Genomic DNA, 15,251 nt, shown 5'->3' on the forward strand with positions numbered 1-15,251 from the left:
CGTGCTCGGCGTGGCCCTGCTCAACATCCAGGAAGCGCACACCTTCGCCGAGAGCCTGGTCTTCGGCGTCGGAGCGGCGCTCGGTTTCACGCTGGTTCTGGTCCTGTTCGCCGGCCTGCGCGAGCGGCTGGCCACGGCGGCGGTGCCGGCCGCCTTTGCCGGTGCCCCCATCGGCTTCGTGGTCGCCGGGCTGCTGTCGCTGGCGTTCATGGGACTGACCGGACTGCCCGAAGGAGGGTGAGGCGATGTATGCAGCGATGCTGGTTCTGACCGGGATGGCGCTGGTGATCGGGTTCCTGCTGGCCGTGGCCGCGCAGTATCTAAAGCCGCCGCCGGACGAGACCGCCGAGGAGGTGGAGCGCGTCCTGCCCGGTACCAACTGCGGCCAGTGCGGCCTGCCCGGCTGCAGCGTCGGCGCCCGGGCCGTGGCCGCCGGCGAGCTGCCGGTGAACTTCTGCCCGCCCGGCGGTCGCGCCGTGGCCGAGGAGATTGCCCGGATCACCGGGCAGCCGCTGGTCCTGGAAGACGGCGACGACGGCGTCCGCCGGGTGGCGCGGGTCACCCGCGAGGACCTGTGCACCGGCTGCCTGAAGTGCATCAAGGCCTGCCCCACCGATGCGGTCATCGGCGCACCCAAGCAGATCCACGGGGTATTGCCCGAGGCGTGTTCCGGCTGCACGGCGTGCATCGACGTCTGCGCCACCGGCGCGCTGGAGATGGTCCCGGAGCCGGTCACCCTGGCCAATTGGCGCTGGCCGCGACCGACGGAGGCCTGCGACCGTGCTGCTTAGCAAACCAAAGATCATCCGCGGCGGCGTACGCACCGAGTCGCGCAAGCAATCCACCGCAGAGGCCCCGCTGGAACCCCTGCGGGCCGGGCAGCGGCTCTACGTCTCGCTGGCCCAGCACATCGGCGCGCCCGCCCTGCCGGCGGTCGCACCGGGCCAGGACGTCGCCAAGGGGCAGTGCATCGGCACGCCGGAAGCCGGCCTCTCGGCCGCCGTCCACGCCCCCACCTCGGGCCGGGTGGTGGCCATTGACCGCCATCCGGCGCCGCACCCCTCGGGGCTGACCGTCCCCACCGTGATCATCGAACCCGACGGCGAGGAGCGCTGGGCGCCGCAGCTGCCGGACCCGATGACCGCGCCGGCCGGGCAGCTCGACCCTACGGCCATCGCCACCCGGGTGGCCGAGGCGGGCATCGTCGGCATGGGGGGCGCCGCCTTCCCGGCGGCGGTCAAGCTCGGCGCCGGGCAGCCGGTGGCCACCCTGATCCTCAACGGCGGTGAGTGCGAGCCGTACCTGACCTGCGACGACCGCCTGATGCGCGAGCGCGCCGCCGGGATCATCGACGGCGCCCAGCTGATGGCCCGCGCCCTGGGAGCCGAGCGCACCGCCATCGGGGTCGAGGACAACAAGCCGGAGGCCATCCACGCCCTGCGCCGCGCCACCGACGCCCTGGGCGGACCCGACGTGGTGCCGGTGCCGAGCCTCTGGCCCCAGGGCTCGGAAAAACACCTGATCTACACGCTGACCGGCCGCGAGGTACCCGCCGGGGCGCGGGCGGCGGATATCGGCGTGGTGGTGCACAACGTCGGCACCGCCTACGCCGTTCACCGCGCCGCCCGCCACGGCCGGCCGCTGATCAGCCGTCCGGTCACCGTCGGCGGCGGCGCCGTGGCCGAGCCGACGAACTTCGAGGTGCCCCTGGGTCTGCCGCTGCAGGCCCTGCTCGAGGCGGCCGGCGGGCTGCGCGAGGACCCGGCCCGGGTGCTCGCCGGCGGTCCGATGATGGGCCAGGTGGCCCCGCTGGAGGCCGGCGTGGCCAAGGGCACCAACGGCGTCATCGCCCTGACCGCCGCGGAGATCCGCGAGGCCGAAGGGCGCCCCTGCATCCGTTGCGGGCGCTGTGTCGATGCCTGCCCGATGGGGCTGATGCCCTTCGAGATCGCCAACCGCGCCGCCGCCGGCGACGTCGACGGCGCCGCGGCCAGCGGCCTGATGGACTGCCTGACCTGCGGTTCCTGCGCCTACGTCTGTCCCTCGGCGCGGCCGCTGGTCCAGCTCTTCCACCACGCCCGGGGTCAGCGCGCCGAGCAAGCCGCCGCCAAGGAGCGCAGCGAACTGCAGCGGCGCATGGCCGAGCAGCGGGCGGAGCGCCAGCGACGCGAGCAGGAACGCAAGAAGGCCGCCGCCGCGGCCCGCCGCCGCCAGCGGGCGCAGCAGAAGGCCGCCGGCGGCGATTCGGAAAGTCCAGCCCAGGAGCAGCCGCAAAACGAGGAGAAGGAGACTCAGACGTGAGCGAGCTGGTTGCCGGCCCCCACACCCGGGCCCCGCTGAACCTGCCCACCCTGATGCGCCAGGTGCTGCTCGCCGCAGCACCCGCCACCGCCTTCGGCGTGTGGCTCTACGGCTGGCCGGCCCTCAATCTGCTGCTGATCACCCTGGTCACCGTGGTGGCCGCCGAGGCCGCCTGCCTGCGCGCGGCCGGGCGCCCGGTACGCAGCGGCGTGGGTGACAGCTCCGCGCTGGTCGCCGGTTGGATCCTGGCCATGAGCCTACCGCCCTGGGCGCCGTGGTGGATCGGTGTGATCGGCGGACTGCTGGCGGTAATCCTGGGCAAGGGGGTCTTCGGCGGCACCGGGCAGAACCTCTTCAATCCCGCCATGGTCGCCCGCGTCGCCCTGCTCATCGCCTTCCCGGTGGAAATGACCCGCTGGGTGGAGCCGGCCCCCCTGGGCTCGGCAACCGCCCCCGGCTTCCTGGAATCGCTCGGGATCACCTTCGCCGGCGCTGCTGACTGGGACGCAGTGACCGGCGCCACCACCCTCGACACGGCGCGCACCGCCGTCACCGAGGGGCAGAGCATCGAAACCGCCCTGCCCGAAGCCTACCAGCCGGCGCTGGCCCTGCTCGGCTACGCGCCGGGCAGCCTGGCGGAGGGCTCGGCACTGCTGCTCGCCCTGGGCGGGCTCTACCTGATCTACCGGCGGGTGATCGCCTGGGAGATCCCGGTGGTCATGCTCGCCACCCTGGCGCTGCTCGCCAGCGGCTTCCACCTGCTGGACCCGGATCGCTACGCCGATGCCGGCGTCCATATCCTGGCCGGTTCGACCCTGCTGGCGGCCTTTTTCATCGCCACCGACCCGACCACCTCGCCGGCCACCACCCTCGGCCGTGCGGTCTTCGCCGCCGGCTGTGCGCTGATCGTCTGGGTGGTGCGCACCTACGGCGGCTACCCGGAGGCCACCGCCTTCGCGGTGCTGCTGATGAACACCTTCACCCCGCTGATCGACCACTGGATCCGCCCCCGGGTCTACGGCCGGACCCGGCTGGGCGCGCCGCTGAGCACGGACCGGGAGGGCCCATGAGCACGCCGGAGCGCCCCAGCTACCAGCAGCGCACCGCCTACCACGTCACCCTGCTCGGCATGGTGGCCCTGCTCAGCAGCGCCGCGCTGGTCATTGCCGACCTGCAGACCCGCGAGCCGATCGAGGCGGCCCGCGAGCGCCAGCTCGGCGAGCGCATCGCCCAGGTCACGCCGGTACACAGCGCCGCCGACGCCCCGCTGGAGCGCACCGTCACCGTCGAGCACGACGGCCGCCGACACACCGGCTGGCAGCACGTGGAGGGCGATGCAGTAACGGCGGTGGCGCTGGAGAGTCAGGCCCAGGGCTACGGCGGCACCATCCGGGTGATCGTCGGCATCGACCGCGACGGCGAAATCCTGGCCGCACGCGTCACCGAGCACCGGGAGACCCCGGGGCTCGGCGACGACATCGAGGCCGAACGCTCCGACTGGATCGACGCCTTCGAGGGGCGCTCCCTCGGCGATCCCCCCGAAGAGGCTTGGGCCGTGGAGAAGGACGGCGGCGAGTTCGACCAGTTCACGGGTGCGACCATCACCCCGCGGGCGGTGGTCGAGGCCGTCCACGCCGCCCTGCACGCCTTCGAGGCCCACCAGGACCGGCTGCTCGACCCCCGCGCCGGCCGCCAGCGGACCGCCGATGGCGCAACCGAGGAGACCGACGATGGCTGACACCGATGCCGGACTCGCCGACCGGGAAGCACCCGCCCCCGAGGGCCGCTGGCGGCGCATCGCCCGTGAGGGGCTTTGGGACAACAACGTGGTCTTCGCTCAGCTGCTGGCCCTCTGCCCGCTGCTGGCGGTGACCTCTACCGCCACCAACGGTCTGGGGTTGGGTCTGGCCACGCTGTTCGTGATGGTGCTCGCAGCGGTGCTGGTCTCCACCCTGCGCGGGCTGATCACCGACCCGGTGCGCATCCCGGTGTTTATCCTGCTCATCGCCACCCTGGTCACCGTGGTGGATCTGTTCATGGAGGCCCACCTCAACCCCCTCTACCAGGCGCTGGGGCTGTTCATCCCGCTGATCGTGACCAACTGCGCCATCCTGGCCCGGGCCGAAGTCTTCGCCTCGCGCCATCCGCCCGCCGAGGCCGCCTTTGACGGACTGATGATGGGCCTGGGCTTCACCGCCATCCTGGTCGTTCTCGGCGGCGTGCGCGAGCTGCTCGGCGCCGGCACCCTGTTCGACCAGGCCGGGCTGATGCTCGGGGATGCCTTCGCTTTCCTGGAGATCACCGTCTTCCCTGATTACCCCGGCTTCCTGCTCATGGTGCTGCCGCCGGGGGGCTTTATCGCGTTAGGATTTCTGATGGCCGGCAAGCGGCTGCTGGATCGACGCCGGGAGGCACAGACGACATGAGCGAGCACGAGGCGCAGAACGACCCCCTGCAGGTCTCGGTGGCCTACGTCGAGGGCAGTGAGCACTTCTGGCGCTGCCTGCAGGTGCCGGCGGGGACCACCGCCGCGCAGGCCGTGGCACAGAGCGGCCTGCAGCAGCGCTTCCCGCACCTGGAGCTGAGCGCGCTCAAGCTCGGCGTCTTCGCCAAGCCGGTCAAGGCTGATCGGGTTCTCGAGAACGGCGACCGCGTGGAGGTCTACCGGCCGATCACCGCCGACCCGGAGGCCCTGGCCGGCGAAGAGGCGGATTCATGAGCGGCTGCCTGGAGCGCGAGGCGGTGGTCATCGAGACCCGCGGCGATCAGGCCCGGGTCCACGCCGACCGGCCGGCGGCCTGTGGCGCCTGCAAGGCGCGCGGGGCCTGCGGCGCGCAGCTGCTGGACCGCCACCGCGGGGCGCGGGGCGTGTGGGTGCGCAACGCCATCGGCGCCCACGCCGGCGAGGCGGTGGTGGTCTCGGTGCCTACCGGCGCCCTGCTCGGCGGCGCCCTGGCCGTTTACCTGCTGCCGCTGGCCGGCCTGCTCGGCGGCGCCCTGCTCGCCGACGCCGGACTCGGCGCCGGCACCCCGGGCACCGTGGCCAGCGCGGCGGCGGGTCTGGTGGCTGGACTACTGGCCGCACGGCGTCTGCTGCAGCGTCGCCGCAGCCCAACCGGGCAACTGAGCCTGCGCCGCCCCGGCAGCGCCTAGAAGCGCAGGCGGACGCCGACACGCCCGCCGCGATTGCGCGACTCCTCGTACTCGAAGACGCCGTCAAAGAGTCCCTCCACCAGCTCGACACGGGCGCTCAGGGTCAGGCGACCATTGCCGATGCGCAGCAGACGCTCCTCGGGATCGTCCGGGTCGTCCATGCCCAGGTAGTAGGCGTAGTGGGCGTCCACGCTCCAGCGCTCGGACAACGGTCGCTGCACACCCAACCCCACGGTGGCACCGGCCCGGCGGTCCTCCCGGCAGGCGTCGTCGTCGTCTTCCTCACACTTCTCGACGTTGCGCCGCTCGCGGGCGGCCGTGGCGTACACGTCCGTCCCGGCCACCACGTCGCTCCGATGCCAGCCCAGGCCGAAGGCGTAGTGCTCCAGGGCGGCGCGGGTGTCTTCGGCGTCCCCGCCCCCCAGGCAGTCGCCGACGCAGGCATCCGTGCCCAGATAGTCGAAGTAAAGAAAACCGCCCGTGGCGGACTGCCAGGAGGCGCGCAGGTGGCCGCCGATGGCCCGGCGGTAGTCGATGGCCTCAGCGTCCGGATCCCCCTCCGGGCGGACGCTCAGCGAGCCGTCGAAGACGACCTGGGCAAAGGCCAGCTGCACGTAGCTGTGCACTCGTTGCTCCTCGGCGGCGGCCGGCGCCACCCCGAGGACGAGGAGCAGCGCCCATGCGCTGGCTGCCCGAGCCCGGCTCGGGCGTGATTGCGGGTTGTCGCTTGCTCGCATCCGGGAACCGGCCCACGCGGCGGGGTGAGTACGGAACCTAACCGCTCGTCCGCGGCGATTCAACGCCTGCCTCAGCGGCCGATCTGCAGGACGTCGCCGCCACGCAGCAGTTCGCAGTGCACCCCGGCGGCAGCGGCCTGCTCGCGCAGCTCCTGCTCGATACGCGCCGCCGCACCGGGTTTGAGGTGCGTGACCCACACCCGCACGCCTGCGGGCCAATGCCGCAGTTCTTCAACGAGCTGCGCCGGGGTGTAGTGGCCGACCTGGCGGGCCAGGGACGCCAGGGCGTCGGGGAAGGCGCACTCGATGATCAGGGCATCCGGCATCCCCAGCTCTTCAAGCCGCTCACGCAGCGCCGGCGAGGCACCGGTATCGCCGCTGAAGACAAGGCTGCCGCTGCCATCGTCGATGCGATAGCCCACAGCCGGGACGCTGTGCCGCGCCGGCAGCGGCGTGATGTGGAACGCACCGAGGATCAAAGCCTGAGCGGAGGGCAGCGGCTCGAAGACAAGCACCGGCTCCTGCGGGGTGGGGATGGCGGTGAAATCCGGCCACAGGACGCCGTTGAACAGGTGCTCGCGCAATACGTCGAGTGTCGGCGCCGGGGCGTGGACGCGGATGGGTGGACTGCCGTCACCGATACGGGCGTCGGCCATCAGCCCCAGGTAGGCGGTGTGATCCAGATGGGCGTGGGTCAGCAGCACATCGCGGATGCCGCCGAGCTCTGCGGCGGTCAGGTCGCCGACGCCGCTGCCGGCGTCGACGAGCAGCCAGCCGTCCACCAGAAAGGCGGTGGTGCGCAGCCCCTGGCCGATTCCGCCACTCGTGCCCAGCGCGCGCAGCTCCATCGCCCCTCCGGTGGTTTCGGGTCGCCGCCCGGGACGACCCGAAGGTCACTCAGCCTTTGCGGCGCAGGACCCAGATCTCCAGCAGCGACCACTCCTCGCCAGGATAGTTCTCCTGCTCGAGCTGCGACATGCGCCGGTGGCGCGAGGCCATGCTGCCGACGAACTCGAAGCGCTCCAGGAGCATGCGTTTGGTGGCGTCGGCCTTCTCCAATGCGAAGGGGTTGAGGAAGTTGACCAGCATATACCCCTCCCCCTGCTTGCTGGCAAAGGCGTCGAGGATCTTCTCGATGGCCTCCGGCTCCAGGTAGACCAGCGCGGCGGTGGAGATGACCACGTCGGCCTCGGCCATGGTGCGCTCCACGGCCTGCTGCGTCTCGGCCGGCGGGGCGTTGAGGTCGGCCTCGATGGTCTCGTCGTAGATCCCCGCCTGCTTGCCGTAGGCGAGCGCACTGCCGGAGATATCGATACCGGTCACCCGGGCGGGGAAGCGGCGCTCGGCCTCGATGTTCAGCGCGGCGTCGCGATCGCGCCAGTTGTGGCGGATGGCCTCGAAGTCCATGCCGTACAGGGTGGCCATGGTGGTGTTGCCGAAGCAGGCGCACAGGTCCACGAAGTTCACCGGCTGGCCACCGGCGGTCTGCTTCTCGACCCAGGGCAGGATCAGGCGATCGAAGGTCTGGCGATTGAAGTTATCGGAGACGTAATCGAGGGCGTCGAGGATCTGTTCCTTGAAAGGAACCGGGGAGTCGGCGATGTAGATATCGTCGAAGTGCTGTTTCTTTTCGTCGGTCTTGACACCGGTGTCGCTCATGCGGGCTTCTCCCTTTCGCTGATTTGCGGCGTATCCTCCCGCTGAGGCCCCCGCGGGTCAAGCCGGACACCGCCCGGCACGACACCGCGGACCATTGTGTTCAGGAGCCTGCGCGCGTACCTTTCCCACAGGGAGAGTCCGACAGAATGCTCAGGAGGGACGATGGAATTCGACACGCTCGGTGGCAAGCTGGCGCTGGTTGGCCTGACCGGTGTGGCCTTCGCCGTTCTCTACATGCTGTTCATCGCGATCGCCGTCGATCCGCGGCTGATCTCGATGGACTGGCTGGTGGTCTCGGTTCTGGCAGGTGCCGGATGCAGCTACCTGATCTACCAGTACAAAGGCATCATCAAATAGAGCGCACCGGGGCCGTCCGGATCGACTGCGCCGGAGCGTTGCCGTGAGCGATGCGTACGAGCCGCCGCTGACCGAGCAGCGCCTGGCGCAGCTCCTGGAAATCGGTGTAGCCCTGTCTGCAGAACAGGATACCGACCGACTGCTCGAGCGCATCCTCAGCGGTGCCCGGGCGCTCACCTCAGCCGACGCCGGAACCGTCTACCGGGTACGCGACGGGCAGCTTCACTTCAACACCGTCCACAACGACACCCTCGAACTCCACCTCGGCGGCACATCGGGACGCCCGATCGACTTTTCGCCCCTGCCGCTGTACCTCGAAGACGGCACCCCGAACACCCGCAATGTGGCGGCGTACGCCGCGGTCCACGGGCAAACCGTGCGCATCGACGACGCCTATGACGCGCAGGGGTTCGACTTCTCCGGCACCCGGGCGGTGGACGCACGCACCGGCTACCGGTCGCAGTCGTTCCTGACCGTACCGCTGCGGGACCACGAGCAGACCGTGATCGGCGTGCTGCAGCTCATCAACGCCGTGCGCGACGGCCAGACCGTGCCCTTCTCGCCGCGCGATGCGCGCATTGCCGAATCGCTGGCCTCCCAGGCCGCCATCGCCCTGACCAAGCAGGGTCTGATCGATGCCCAGCGCCAGCTGTTCGAATCGTTCACCGAAGTCCTGGCGCGGGCCATCGACCGCAAGAATCCGACCACCGGCCGCCACTGCGAGCGCGTCCCGCAGCTGACGCTGATGATCGCCGACGCCGCCTGCCGGACCGCGCAGGGCCCATTGGCGGATTACCGGCTCAGTGCCGAGGAGCACGAGGAGCTGCGCCTGGCCGCCTGGCTCCACGACTGCGGCAAGGTCACCACCCCCGAGGCGGTGGTGAACAAGGCGACCAAGCTCGAACGCCAGACGGACACCATCGAGGAGGTGGCCACCCGAGCCGCCGTCGTCCGCCAGGAAGCGGAGGCCACGCGGCTGCGCCGGCATCTGAGCGGCGGCAGCCAAGAGGCGAACCAAGCGGACACCGATTACCGGACGCTCTGCCAGCGCCTGGACGACGACCTGACCTTCCTGCGCAGTGCCAACATCGGCGGCGAGGCCATGGACGACGCCGCGCGCGAGCGGGTGGCGGCCATCGCCGACGCCTACAGCTGGACGGACGCCGCAGGCCATCGACAGCCTCTGCTCACCGCCGGGGAGATTGAACACCTGCAGATCCGTCGCGGCACGCTCAGTGACGCCGAGATGGAACAGATGCGCGACCACGTCCGCGTCAGCCGCGAGATGCTCGATCAGCTAACCTACCCGCGCCATTTGCAGCGGGTGCCGGAGATCGCCTCGCAGCACCACGAGCGCATGGATGGCGGCGGTTACCCCGAGGGCATCACCGGGGCACAGATGAGCCGACGGGCCCGGATGATGGCGCTAGCCGACGTCTTCGAGGCCCTGACCGCCGCCGACCGCCCCTACAAGCCAGGCAAAAAGCTCAGCGAGGCGGTGCGCATCATGGGCTTCATGACCCAGGACGGCCACTTCGACCCGGAGCTCTTCGACGTGTTCATCCGCGAGGGCGTCTACCGCGACTACGCCCGGCACTTCATGCACCCCGAGGCCATCGACGAGGTCGACGAGGCCGCCATCCCCGGCTACCGGCCGTAGCCGTGCCGCACACCCTGCGCAGCCGCCTCGCCCCGCTAACGATCGGCGTGCTGCTCCTGGCCCTGGTGGTGACCGCCACCCGCAGCGACTGGCCGCCCCTGCGCGCGACGGTGGAGGCCGCCGAGCAGCTGATCTACGACCAACGACTGATCTGGTCGCAGCGCACCGGGCTGGACGCCCACGACGAGGTCGAGATCGTCATCGTCGATATCGATGAGCGCAGCCTCGGGCGCGTCGGCCGCTGGCCGTGGCCGCGGAGCACCGTGGCCGAGCTGCTCGAGGCGCTTTGGGCCGCCGGGGCCGTGGTGGTCGCCTTCGACATCGTCTTTGCCGAACCCGAGCACAATCCGGCGGAGCAGGTGGCCCGCGGGGTGGACGACCCGGCGCTGCGTGAACGCGCCGGTGAACTCGCTCCGCGATTCGACGGCGATCGCCGCCTGGCCGAGCAGCTGGAGCGCGGCGACTCGGTGCTCGGCTTCTTCCTGCACCACGACGAGACCACCAGCCATACCGGCAGGCTCCCCGATCCGGCACCGGGGCTGGATCCGGCGACTGGCGACTCCACGGTCATCCACCGCTTCGACGCCTACACCGGCAACCGCCCCGCCCTCCAACAGGCCGCCACAAGCGGCGGCGCCTTCAGCATTGTCCCCGACAGCGACGGTGTGGTGCGCCGGGCGCCACTGCTGCTCGGCCACGGCGAGAAGGCGTACCCGAGCCTCGCGCTGGAGACGGCACGGGTCTACCAGCTCCTGGACAGTCTGCGAGTCGAGACAACCCGTATCGGCGACTACAACGCCGTGGCGGCGGTGGGGCTCGGCGCTGCCCGCCTGCCCACGGATGCCCGGGGCCAGGCCCTGATCCCCTATCGCGGTCCGCAGGGCAGCTTCCCCTCGATCAGTGCCGCAGACCTGCTGACCGGCGATGTGGACGATGGAATCCTGGAGGGCGCCATCGTCCTGGTGGGTACCAGCGCCATGGGCCTCTACGACATGCGCGCCACCCCGATGCAGGCAGCCTTTCCGGGCGTCGAGATCCACGCCAACTTGCTCGCCGGCATCCTCACCGACGACCTGCCCCGGGAGCCGGCCTGGGTCGAGGGCGCCGACCTGCTGGCCACCCTGGTAGCCGGGCTACTCGCCGCCGGCCTGCTGCCCTTTCTCGGGCCGCTCGCCACACTGGCGGTCACCGCCGCCCTGCTGGCCGCAATCCTGGGCGCGAACCTGTGGGCCTGGGCCCAGTGGGACCTGGCCCTGGGCGCCACCGCCCCGCTGGCTGCCGTGCTGCTCATCGGTGCCGGCAACCTCTCCTGGGGGTTCCTCTTCGAGTACCGGCGTCGTCAACAGCTGCGCCAGCGCTTCGGCGAGTACGTCCCGCCGGAGTTGGTCGCCCGCATGGCCGAAGCCCCGGGCTCCTATACCCAGACGGGCGAGACGCGGGAGATCACGGTGCTCTTCGCCGACATCCGCGGCTTCACCACGCTCTCCGAACAACTCGACGCCGCGGCGCTGCGCGAACTGCTCAACCGCTTCTTCACGCCCATGACCCGGGTCATCTTCGAGCACGGCGGGACCATCGACAAGTACGTGGGGGATCTCATCATGGCCTTCTGGGGCGCCCCGCTCGACGACCCGGAGCACCGCCGCAATGCGGTCGCCGCGGCGCTGGCCATGCAGCGCGAGGCGACCCGGCTGCGCGAGGAACTGGCCCGCGAGGGGCTGCCGGCCATCGAGATCGGCGTCGGCCTGAACTCCGGACCGGCGGCCGTCGGCGATATGGGCTCGGCCTACCGCCGGGCGTACACGGCCCTGGGCGATACGGTCAACCTGGCCTCCCGGGTGGAGGGGCAGACCAAGACATACGGCGTTGGCGTACTCGTCACCGAGCACACCCGCGCCGGGCTGGAGGCGGTGTACCGCTTTCGTGAGGTCGATCGGGTGCAGGTCAAGGGGCGCGAGGAGCCGGTCACCCTCTACGAGCCGATTGAAGCCCCCAACCACCTGCGAAAAACTGAAACTTTTTATTCTTCCAATTTCAGTCCGGCTCGCTTAGCTTAACCGTAAGGGCGCCAAGGTTAACCCCTTCCTCCAAGGCTGCGACGGGATGGCTGGGCATGATCAAACGCACCGGGCTCTGCGCCCTCTCCCTTCTGTTCGGTTCCAACCTCGTTCAGGCAGAGCCCGATCCCCCGGATACGGGGATCGAAATCGAGTCCGGGGATACCCTGTGGGACCTGGCCGCCGAACACCTCGGCAACCCACTGCTCTACCCGTGGATCTGGCAGGCCAACCCGACCATCGCGGATCCGGCCCGTATCCGCTCCGGCGACCGTCTCGCCCTGCCGCAATCGCCCCGGATCCCGCCCGCCCTGCGTCCCGAGACGCCGCATGCCGAGCCGCCCGCACCACCGACTCCGGCAACTGCGCCGCCGGCCCGCCAGGTGGCCCGGGATATACGGCTCGCCGTCGAGGCGGAAGACTACGAGCAGGCGGTCGCCCTGTCCCGGGACCACGAAGCGCTGACCGGAGTCCCGGTGTACGACTTCGAGGCCGGGCGGGCCTACCTGCGCAGCGGGGATATCGACGAGGCGGTGGTGCACTTCGACCGGGCCGTCATGGTGGCCCCGGATGCGCCACGCTACCGGCTGGAGTACGCCCGCGCCCTGTTCGCCGCGGAAGACCATGCGGCCTCGCAGCGCCAATTCAAGCGGGTCCTGGAGACCGAAGAGGTGCCCGAGCCGGTGGCGCAGAATATTCAACGGTTTCTTGAGGCCATCGATGCCCGCCTGACCTCGCGCCGTCCGGAGACCCGCGCGCAGGCGGCGATCGCGGCCGGCTACGACTCCAATCCACTCTACTCCGCCGACGACGAGTTCCTCTTTCTCGGCTTCTTCCCGGTCGACTTCGAGCGCGAGTCCGACACCTTCCTCGACACCCGGGCCCGGGTCGAGCACCGCCGGCCGCGGACCCGCACCAGCAGCTACCAATACCTGGGCGAGATCGAACACCGCCACCACAGCGGCGTCAGCGCCGCCGACCAGACCGAGGCACGATTGCGCGGTGGACTGGCGTTCGAGGGTTCCGAGGGCCGCTCCTATCGGGTGCCACTGGAACTGCGCCACACGAGGCTCGATGGCGACTCGTTCCGCACTCGACTCGCCTTCGCCCCCGAGGCCGTCCTGCCCCGGGGGCCGACCCGGCAGCTGCGGGTGCAGGGGCAGCTGGCCTACGCCGACTACGACAACGACGACCGCGATGCGCTCACCCTGGGCGCCTCGGCCACCTCGCTGCACGTGCTCGATCCGCAGAGCGCACTGCTGTTCTACGCCGGAGTCGCCGCTTCGTACGATGCCGCCGACGAGGACGAGTTCACCAAGGCCCGTGCCGGCGGCTTTCTGGGCCTCCAGCGGGCCTTCTTCGAGGACACCACGGCCAGCGTGACAGCCACCGCCTCCCACGAGCGCGCCCGGGAGGCCCGCTCCACCCTGGCGGCCTTCCCCGACGAGGACAACGGCGCCGAACGCGCCACCACTTACGAACTGCGGGGCGCACTGGCCCACCCCCTGGGGGACTCCGGGTTCACCGCCTTCACCGAGGGCGCCGTGCGCGAGAAGCAGTCGAACATCGATCTGTTCGAGTTCACCCAGCGCGAGATCTTCGCCGGAGTGCGCTATGACTACTAAGCCGCACCGCCCCGCTCCTGCCTGGGCTCTCGCCGCACTCCTCAGCGGGACCGCGACGCTTGCACCGCTGGCGGTTGGGGCCGAAGAGCGCATCGGCATCGTCCTCGCCAACCGCGGCGACCCGGTGCTGATCCGCGACGGCGAAGAACAATCCGTCGGACGCCGCGACGAAATCCGCGCCGGCGACCGGCTGCGGACCGACGAGCGCTCCCGACTGCAGATGCGCCTTGAGGACGGCCAGACCCTAAGCCTGACCGAAAACACCGAGCTGCACATCGAGGCCTATGCGTTCGACGAGAAGAGCGGCACCGGCGAAAGCCGCAAGAGCCTGATCGAGGGCGGACTGCGGGCCATCACCGGTCAGATCAGTGGCGAAGGCGACTACACCATCGAGACCGAGGTGGCGACCATCGGCATCCGCGGAACCATCTTCGAACTCGCCCACGGCGACGGCGGCACCGCCGGCGGCACGCCCCGCGGCCGGGGCTTTGCCGAAAACCGCGGCGATGAACGCTCCCGGGTCAACACCGGCGACGACGCCCCCGGCGACTACTTCCGAGTCACCGACCCCGACCTGCCCCCGGAGGCCTTGAGCGAGCGCCCCGCCGAGCTGGACGCCCTGGATGAGCCCGCTGAAGCCCCTGCAGACGACGCCGAGGAAACGGAGGACGAGGCGGCCGCCGCGCCACCCGGCGATGAGGACACCGAGCCGACCGAGGACGGCGGCGCGCTGGCCGCGGCAGAAGACGAGTCGGAAGACATCTCCGAGACGTCCAGCGAGGATCTATCCACCACGACCGAAACGGACCGTGATGCGCTCAGCGGCATAGACGCGGATACGGCGTCAGCCCGTCAGGAGCAGGAGTACGAGCAGACCATCTCGGATCAGGAGCAAACCTCCCCGGATGCCGACGAACCCCCGGTTTCAGAACATGACCAACTTGTGGATATCGATCCGCGGGATGATGGCGTGGTCCCCGATCCTGGTTCATCCTTCGTCTTCATACAGGGCGATGCCGAGGCGGCCGACGACCCGCTCTTCTACCGCACCCCGACGCTTGAAGAGCAGGAGGAAATGGCCGAGGACGGCGACTGGGAATTTGACGCGGATAAGCACGAGGAGTACCGCCCGCAGACCGGCCAGTGGGGAAACTGGAGCGAGATTGACAGCAACGGGATCGGCGGTTTTTGGATTCAGGGGGACGCCTACGTCCATGAAGTCGACCAAGAGCTGCGCCTGAGACGCAGCCCAGCCGAAGAGGGCAACTGGCTCGGCGGCGCCATGCTTCAAAACGGGGCATTGACCGACGCCTCGGTCATCATCTCGGAGGATCAGAGCGTCACGCTGGAGCGTTTTCAAATCCAGCAATCGGTTCCCTCCGACGACGAATTGCGGCTCTGGGAAACCGATCCAACCGAGACCAAACTCGGTGAGCTGGCCGAGGGCATCGAAGTTGAAGGAGGTATCTTTATCTTGGAAGAGCGGGCGGACGATTTCACCGGCGACCTCGCCGCCATGCTCTCGGAGGCCGACGACATCATCGAGCTGCTCGGCGCTTTCGACTTCGAGGCCGATAACAACGACTGGGCCGTAGACGGTGTCTTCTTCCTGGAGCTGGACGAGTGATGATCGCTCGCTCGGACAACCGCGCCCCACCCGGCAATGCGGGCGCGGCGCGGCCGGATGAATCGACCTACACCG

General features: G+C 70.1%; 16 protein-coding genes. 13 read left to right on the forward strand and 3 right to left on the reverse strand.

All coding sequences use genetic code 11. The annotated features are described in order from the left end of the window. The 8 genes from LRF89_RS11060 to LRF89_RS11095 form a co-directional block, all read left to right on the forward strand. A partial coding sequence (locus LRF89_RS11060) for an Rnf-Nqr domain containing protein (protein ID WP_274522143.1) occupies positions 1 to 241 on the forward strand: 241 nt, incomplete at its 5' end. 4 nt (positions 242 to 245) lie between these two features. After that, positions 246 to 791 carry an RnfABCDGE type electron transport complex subunit B gene (locus tag LRF89_RS11065; protein WP_201168096.1) on the forward strand — a complete coding sequence of 182 codons (546 nt, stop codon included), beginning with the start codon at positions 246 to 248 and terminating at the stop codon, positions 789 to 791. Then, a complete protein-coding gene (rsxC, locus tag LRF89_RS11070) occupies positions 781 to 2,301 on the forward strand; it encodes an electron transport complex subunit RsxC (protein WP_238637122.1) in 1,521 nt (506 codons plus the stop codon). The genes LRF89_RS11065 and rsxC overlap by 11 nt, the downstream gene beginning before the upstream one ends. After that, complete coding sequence (locus LRF89_RS11075) at positions 2,298 to 3,371, forward strand: RnfABCDGE type electron transport complex subunit D (RefSeq protein ID WP_238637123.1); 1,074 nt, start codon at positions 2,298 to 2,300, stop codon at positions 3,369 to 3,371. The genes rsxC and LRF89_RS11075 overlap by 4 nt, the downstream gene beginning before the upstream one ends. Further along, positions 3,368 to 4,039 carry an RnfABCDGE type electron transport complex subunit G gene (locus LRF89_RS11080; RefSeq protein WP_201168102.1) on the forward strand — a complete coding sequence of 224 codons (672 nt, stop codon included), beginning with the start codon at positions 3,368 to 3,370 and terminating at the stop codon, positions 4,037 to 4,039. Before LRF89_RS11075 ends, LRF89_RS11080 begins: the two co-directional genes overlap by 4 nt. Continuing rightward, a complete protein-coding gene (locus LRF89_RS11085) occupies positions 4,032 to 4,727 on the forward strand; it encodes an electron transport complex subunit E (RefSeq protein WP_207190267.1) in 696 nt (231 codons plus the stop codon). The genes LRF89_RS11080 and LRF89_RS11085 overlap by 8 nt, the downstream gene beginning before the upstream one ends. Next, positions 4,724 to 5,020, forward strand: a complete 297-nt coding sequence (locus LRF89_RS11090) for an RnfH family protein (protein WP_201168104.1) — start codon at positions 4,724 to 4,726, stop codon at positions 5,018 to 5,020. Before LRF89_RS11085 ends, LRF89_RS11090 begins: the two co-directional genes overlap by 4 nt. After that, on the forward strand, positions 5,017 to 5,454 hold the full coding sequence (locus tag LRF89_RS11095; RefSeq protein WP_201168106.1) for a SoxR reducing system RseC family protein: 438 nt from the start codon (positions 5,017 to 5,019) through the stop codon (positions 5,452 to 5,454). The genes LRF89_RS11090 and LRF89_RS11095 overlap by 4 nt, the downstream gene beginning before the upstream one ends. Here LRF89_RS11095 and LRF89_RS11100 read toward each other — a convergent pair. The 3 genes from LRF89_RS11100 to LRF89_RS11110 form a co-directional block, all read right to left on the reverse strand. Next, on the reverse strand, positions 5,451 to 6,191 hold the full coding sequence (locus LRF89_RS11100) for an outer membrane beta-barrel protein (protein WP_238637124.1): 741 nt from the start codon (positions 6,189 to 6,191) through the stop codon (positions 5,451 to 5,453). The two genes, LRF89_RS11095 and LRF89_RS11100, sit on opposite strands and share 4 nt — an antisense overlap. Before the next feature lie 71 nt (positions 6,192 to 6,262). Continuing rightward, complete coding sequence (locus tag LRF89_RS11105) at positions 6,263 to 7,039, reverse strand: MBL fold metallo-hydrolase (RefSeq protein ID WP_238637125.1); 777 nt, start codon at positions 7,037 to 7,039, stop codon at positions 6,263 to 6,265. A gap of 49 nt (positions 7,040 to 7,088) precedes the next feature. Then, positions 7,089 to 7,850, reverse strand: coding sequence for a class I SAM-dependent methyltransferase (locus tag LRF89_RS11110; protein WP_201242804.1), 762 nt, complete (start codon positions 7,848 to 7,850; stop codon positions 7,089 to 7,091). 162 nt (positions 7,851 to 8,012) lie between these two features. On the opposite strand from LRF89_RS11110, the gene LRF89_RS11115 reads away from it, so the two are divergent. From LRF89_RS11115 to LRF89_RS11135, 5 genes are read left to right on the forward strand one after another with little or no spacing between them, the layout of a single operon-like run. Next, on the forward strand, positions 8,013 to 8,207 hold the full coding sequence (locus LRF89_RS11115; protein WP_201168112.1) for a hypothetical protein: 195 nt from the start codon (positions 8,013 to 8,015) through the stop codon (positions 8,205 to 8,207). Positions 8,208 to 8,250: 43 nt separating this feature from the next. Next, on the forward strand, positions 8,251 to 9,867 hold the full coding sequence (locus LRF89_RS11120; protein ID WP_201168114.1) for an HD domain-containing phosphohydrolase: 1,617 nt from the start codon (positions 8,251 to 8,253) through the stop codon (positions 9,865 to 9,867). A 2-nt stretch (positions 9,868 to 9,869) separates the two neighbouring features. Further along, entirely contained in the window at positions 9,870 to 11,924 is a 2,055-nt protein-coding gene (locus LRF89_RS11125; protein ID WP_238637126.1) for a CHASE2 domain-containing protein, read from the forward strand. A gap of 56 nt (positions 11,925 to 11,980) precedes the next feature. After that, entirely contained in the window at positions 11,981 to 13,549 is a 1,569-nt protein-coding gene (locus LRF89_RS11130) for a tetratricopeptide repeat protein (protein WP_238637127.1), read from the forward strand. Further along, complete coding sequence (locus tag LRF89_RS11135) at positions 13,539 to 15,176, forward strand: FecR family protein (protein ID WP_238637128.1); 1,638 nt, start codon at positions 13,539 to 13,541, stop codon at positions 15,174 to 15,176. The genes LRF89_RS11130 and LRF89_RS11135 overlap by 11 nt, the downstream gene beginning before the upstream one ends. Positions 15,177 to 15,251: the final 75 nt, after the last annotated feature.

This window comes from Halorhodospira sp. 9621, assembly GCF_022228055.1.
GTDB lineage: Bacteria > Pseudomonadota > Gammaproteobacteria > Nitrococcales > Halorhodospiraceae > Halorhodospira > Halorhodospira halophila_A.

Coding starts and splice junctions, on each gene's coding strand:
- LRF89_RS11130 (WP_238637127.1), top strand. CDS start 11,981: ATGATCAAACGCACCGGGCTCTGCGCCCTCTCCCTTCTGTTCGGTTCC.
- LRF89_RS11085 (WP_207190267.1), top strand. CDS start 4,032: ATGGCTGACACCGATGCCGGACTCGCCGACCGGGAAGCACCCGCCCCC.
- LRF89_RS11100 (WP_238637124.1), bottom strand. CDS start 6,191: ATGCGAGCAAGCGACAACCCGCAATCACGCCCGAGCCGGGCTCGGGCA.
- LRF89_RS11080 (WP_201168102.1), top strand. CDS start 3,368: ATGAGCACGCCGGAGCGCCCCAGCTACCAGCAGCGCACCGCCTACCAC.
- LRF89_RS11095 (WP_201168106.1), top strand. CDS start 5,017: ATGAGCGGCTGCCTGGAGCGCGAGGCGGTGGTCATCGAGACCCGCGGC.
- LRF89_RS11115 (WP_201168112.1), top strand. CDS start 8,013: ATGGAATTCGACACGCTCGGTGGCAAGCTGGCGCTGGTTGGCCTGACC.
- LRF89_RS11110 (WP_201242804.1), bottom strand. CDS start 7,850: ATGAGCGACACCGGTGTCAAGACCGACGAAAAGAAACAGCACTTCGAC.
- LRF89_RS11105 (WP_238637125.1), bottom strand. CDS start 7,039: ATGGAGCTGCGCGCGCTGGGCACGAGTGGCGGAATCGGCCAGGGGCTG.
- LRF89_RS11065 (WP_201168096.1), top strand. CDS start 246: ATGTATGCAGCGATGCTGGTTCTGACCGGGATGGCGCTGGTGATCGGG.
- LRF89_RS11090 (WP_201168104.1), top strand. CDS start 4,724: ATGAGCGAGCACGAGGCGCAGAACGACCCCCTGCAGGTCTCGGTGGCC.
- LRF89_RS11135 (WP_238637128.1), top strand. CDS start 13,539: ATGACTACTAAGCCGCACCGCCCCGCTCCTGCCTGGGCTCTCGCCGCA.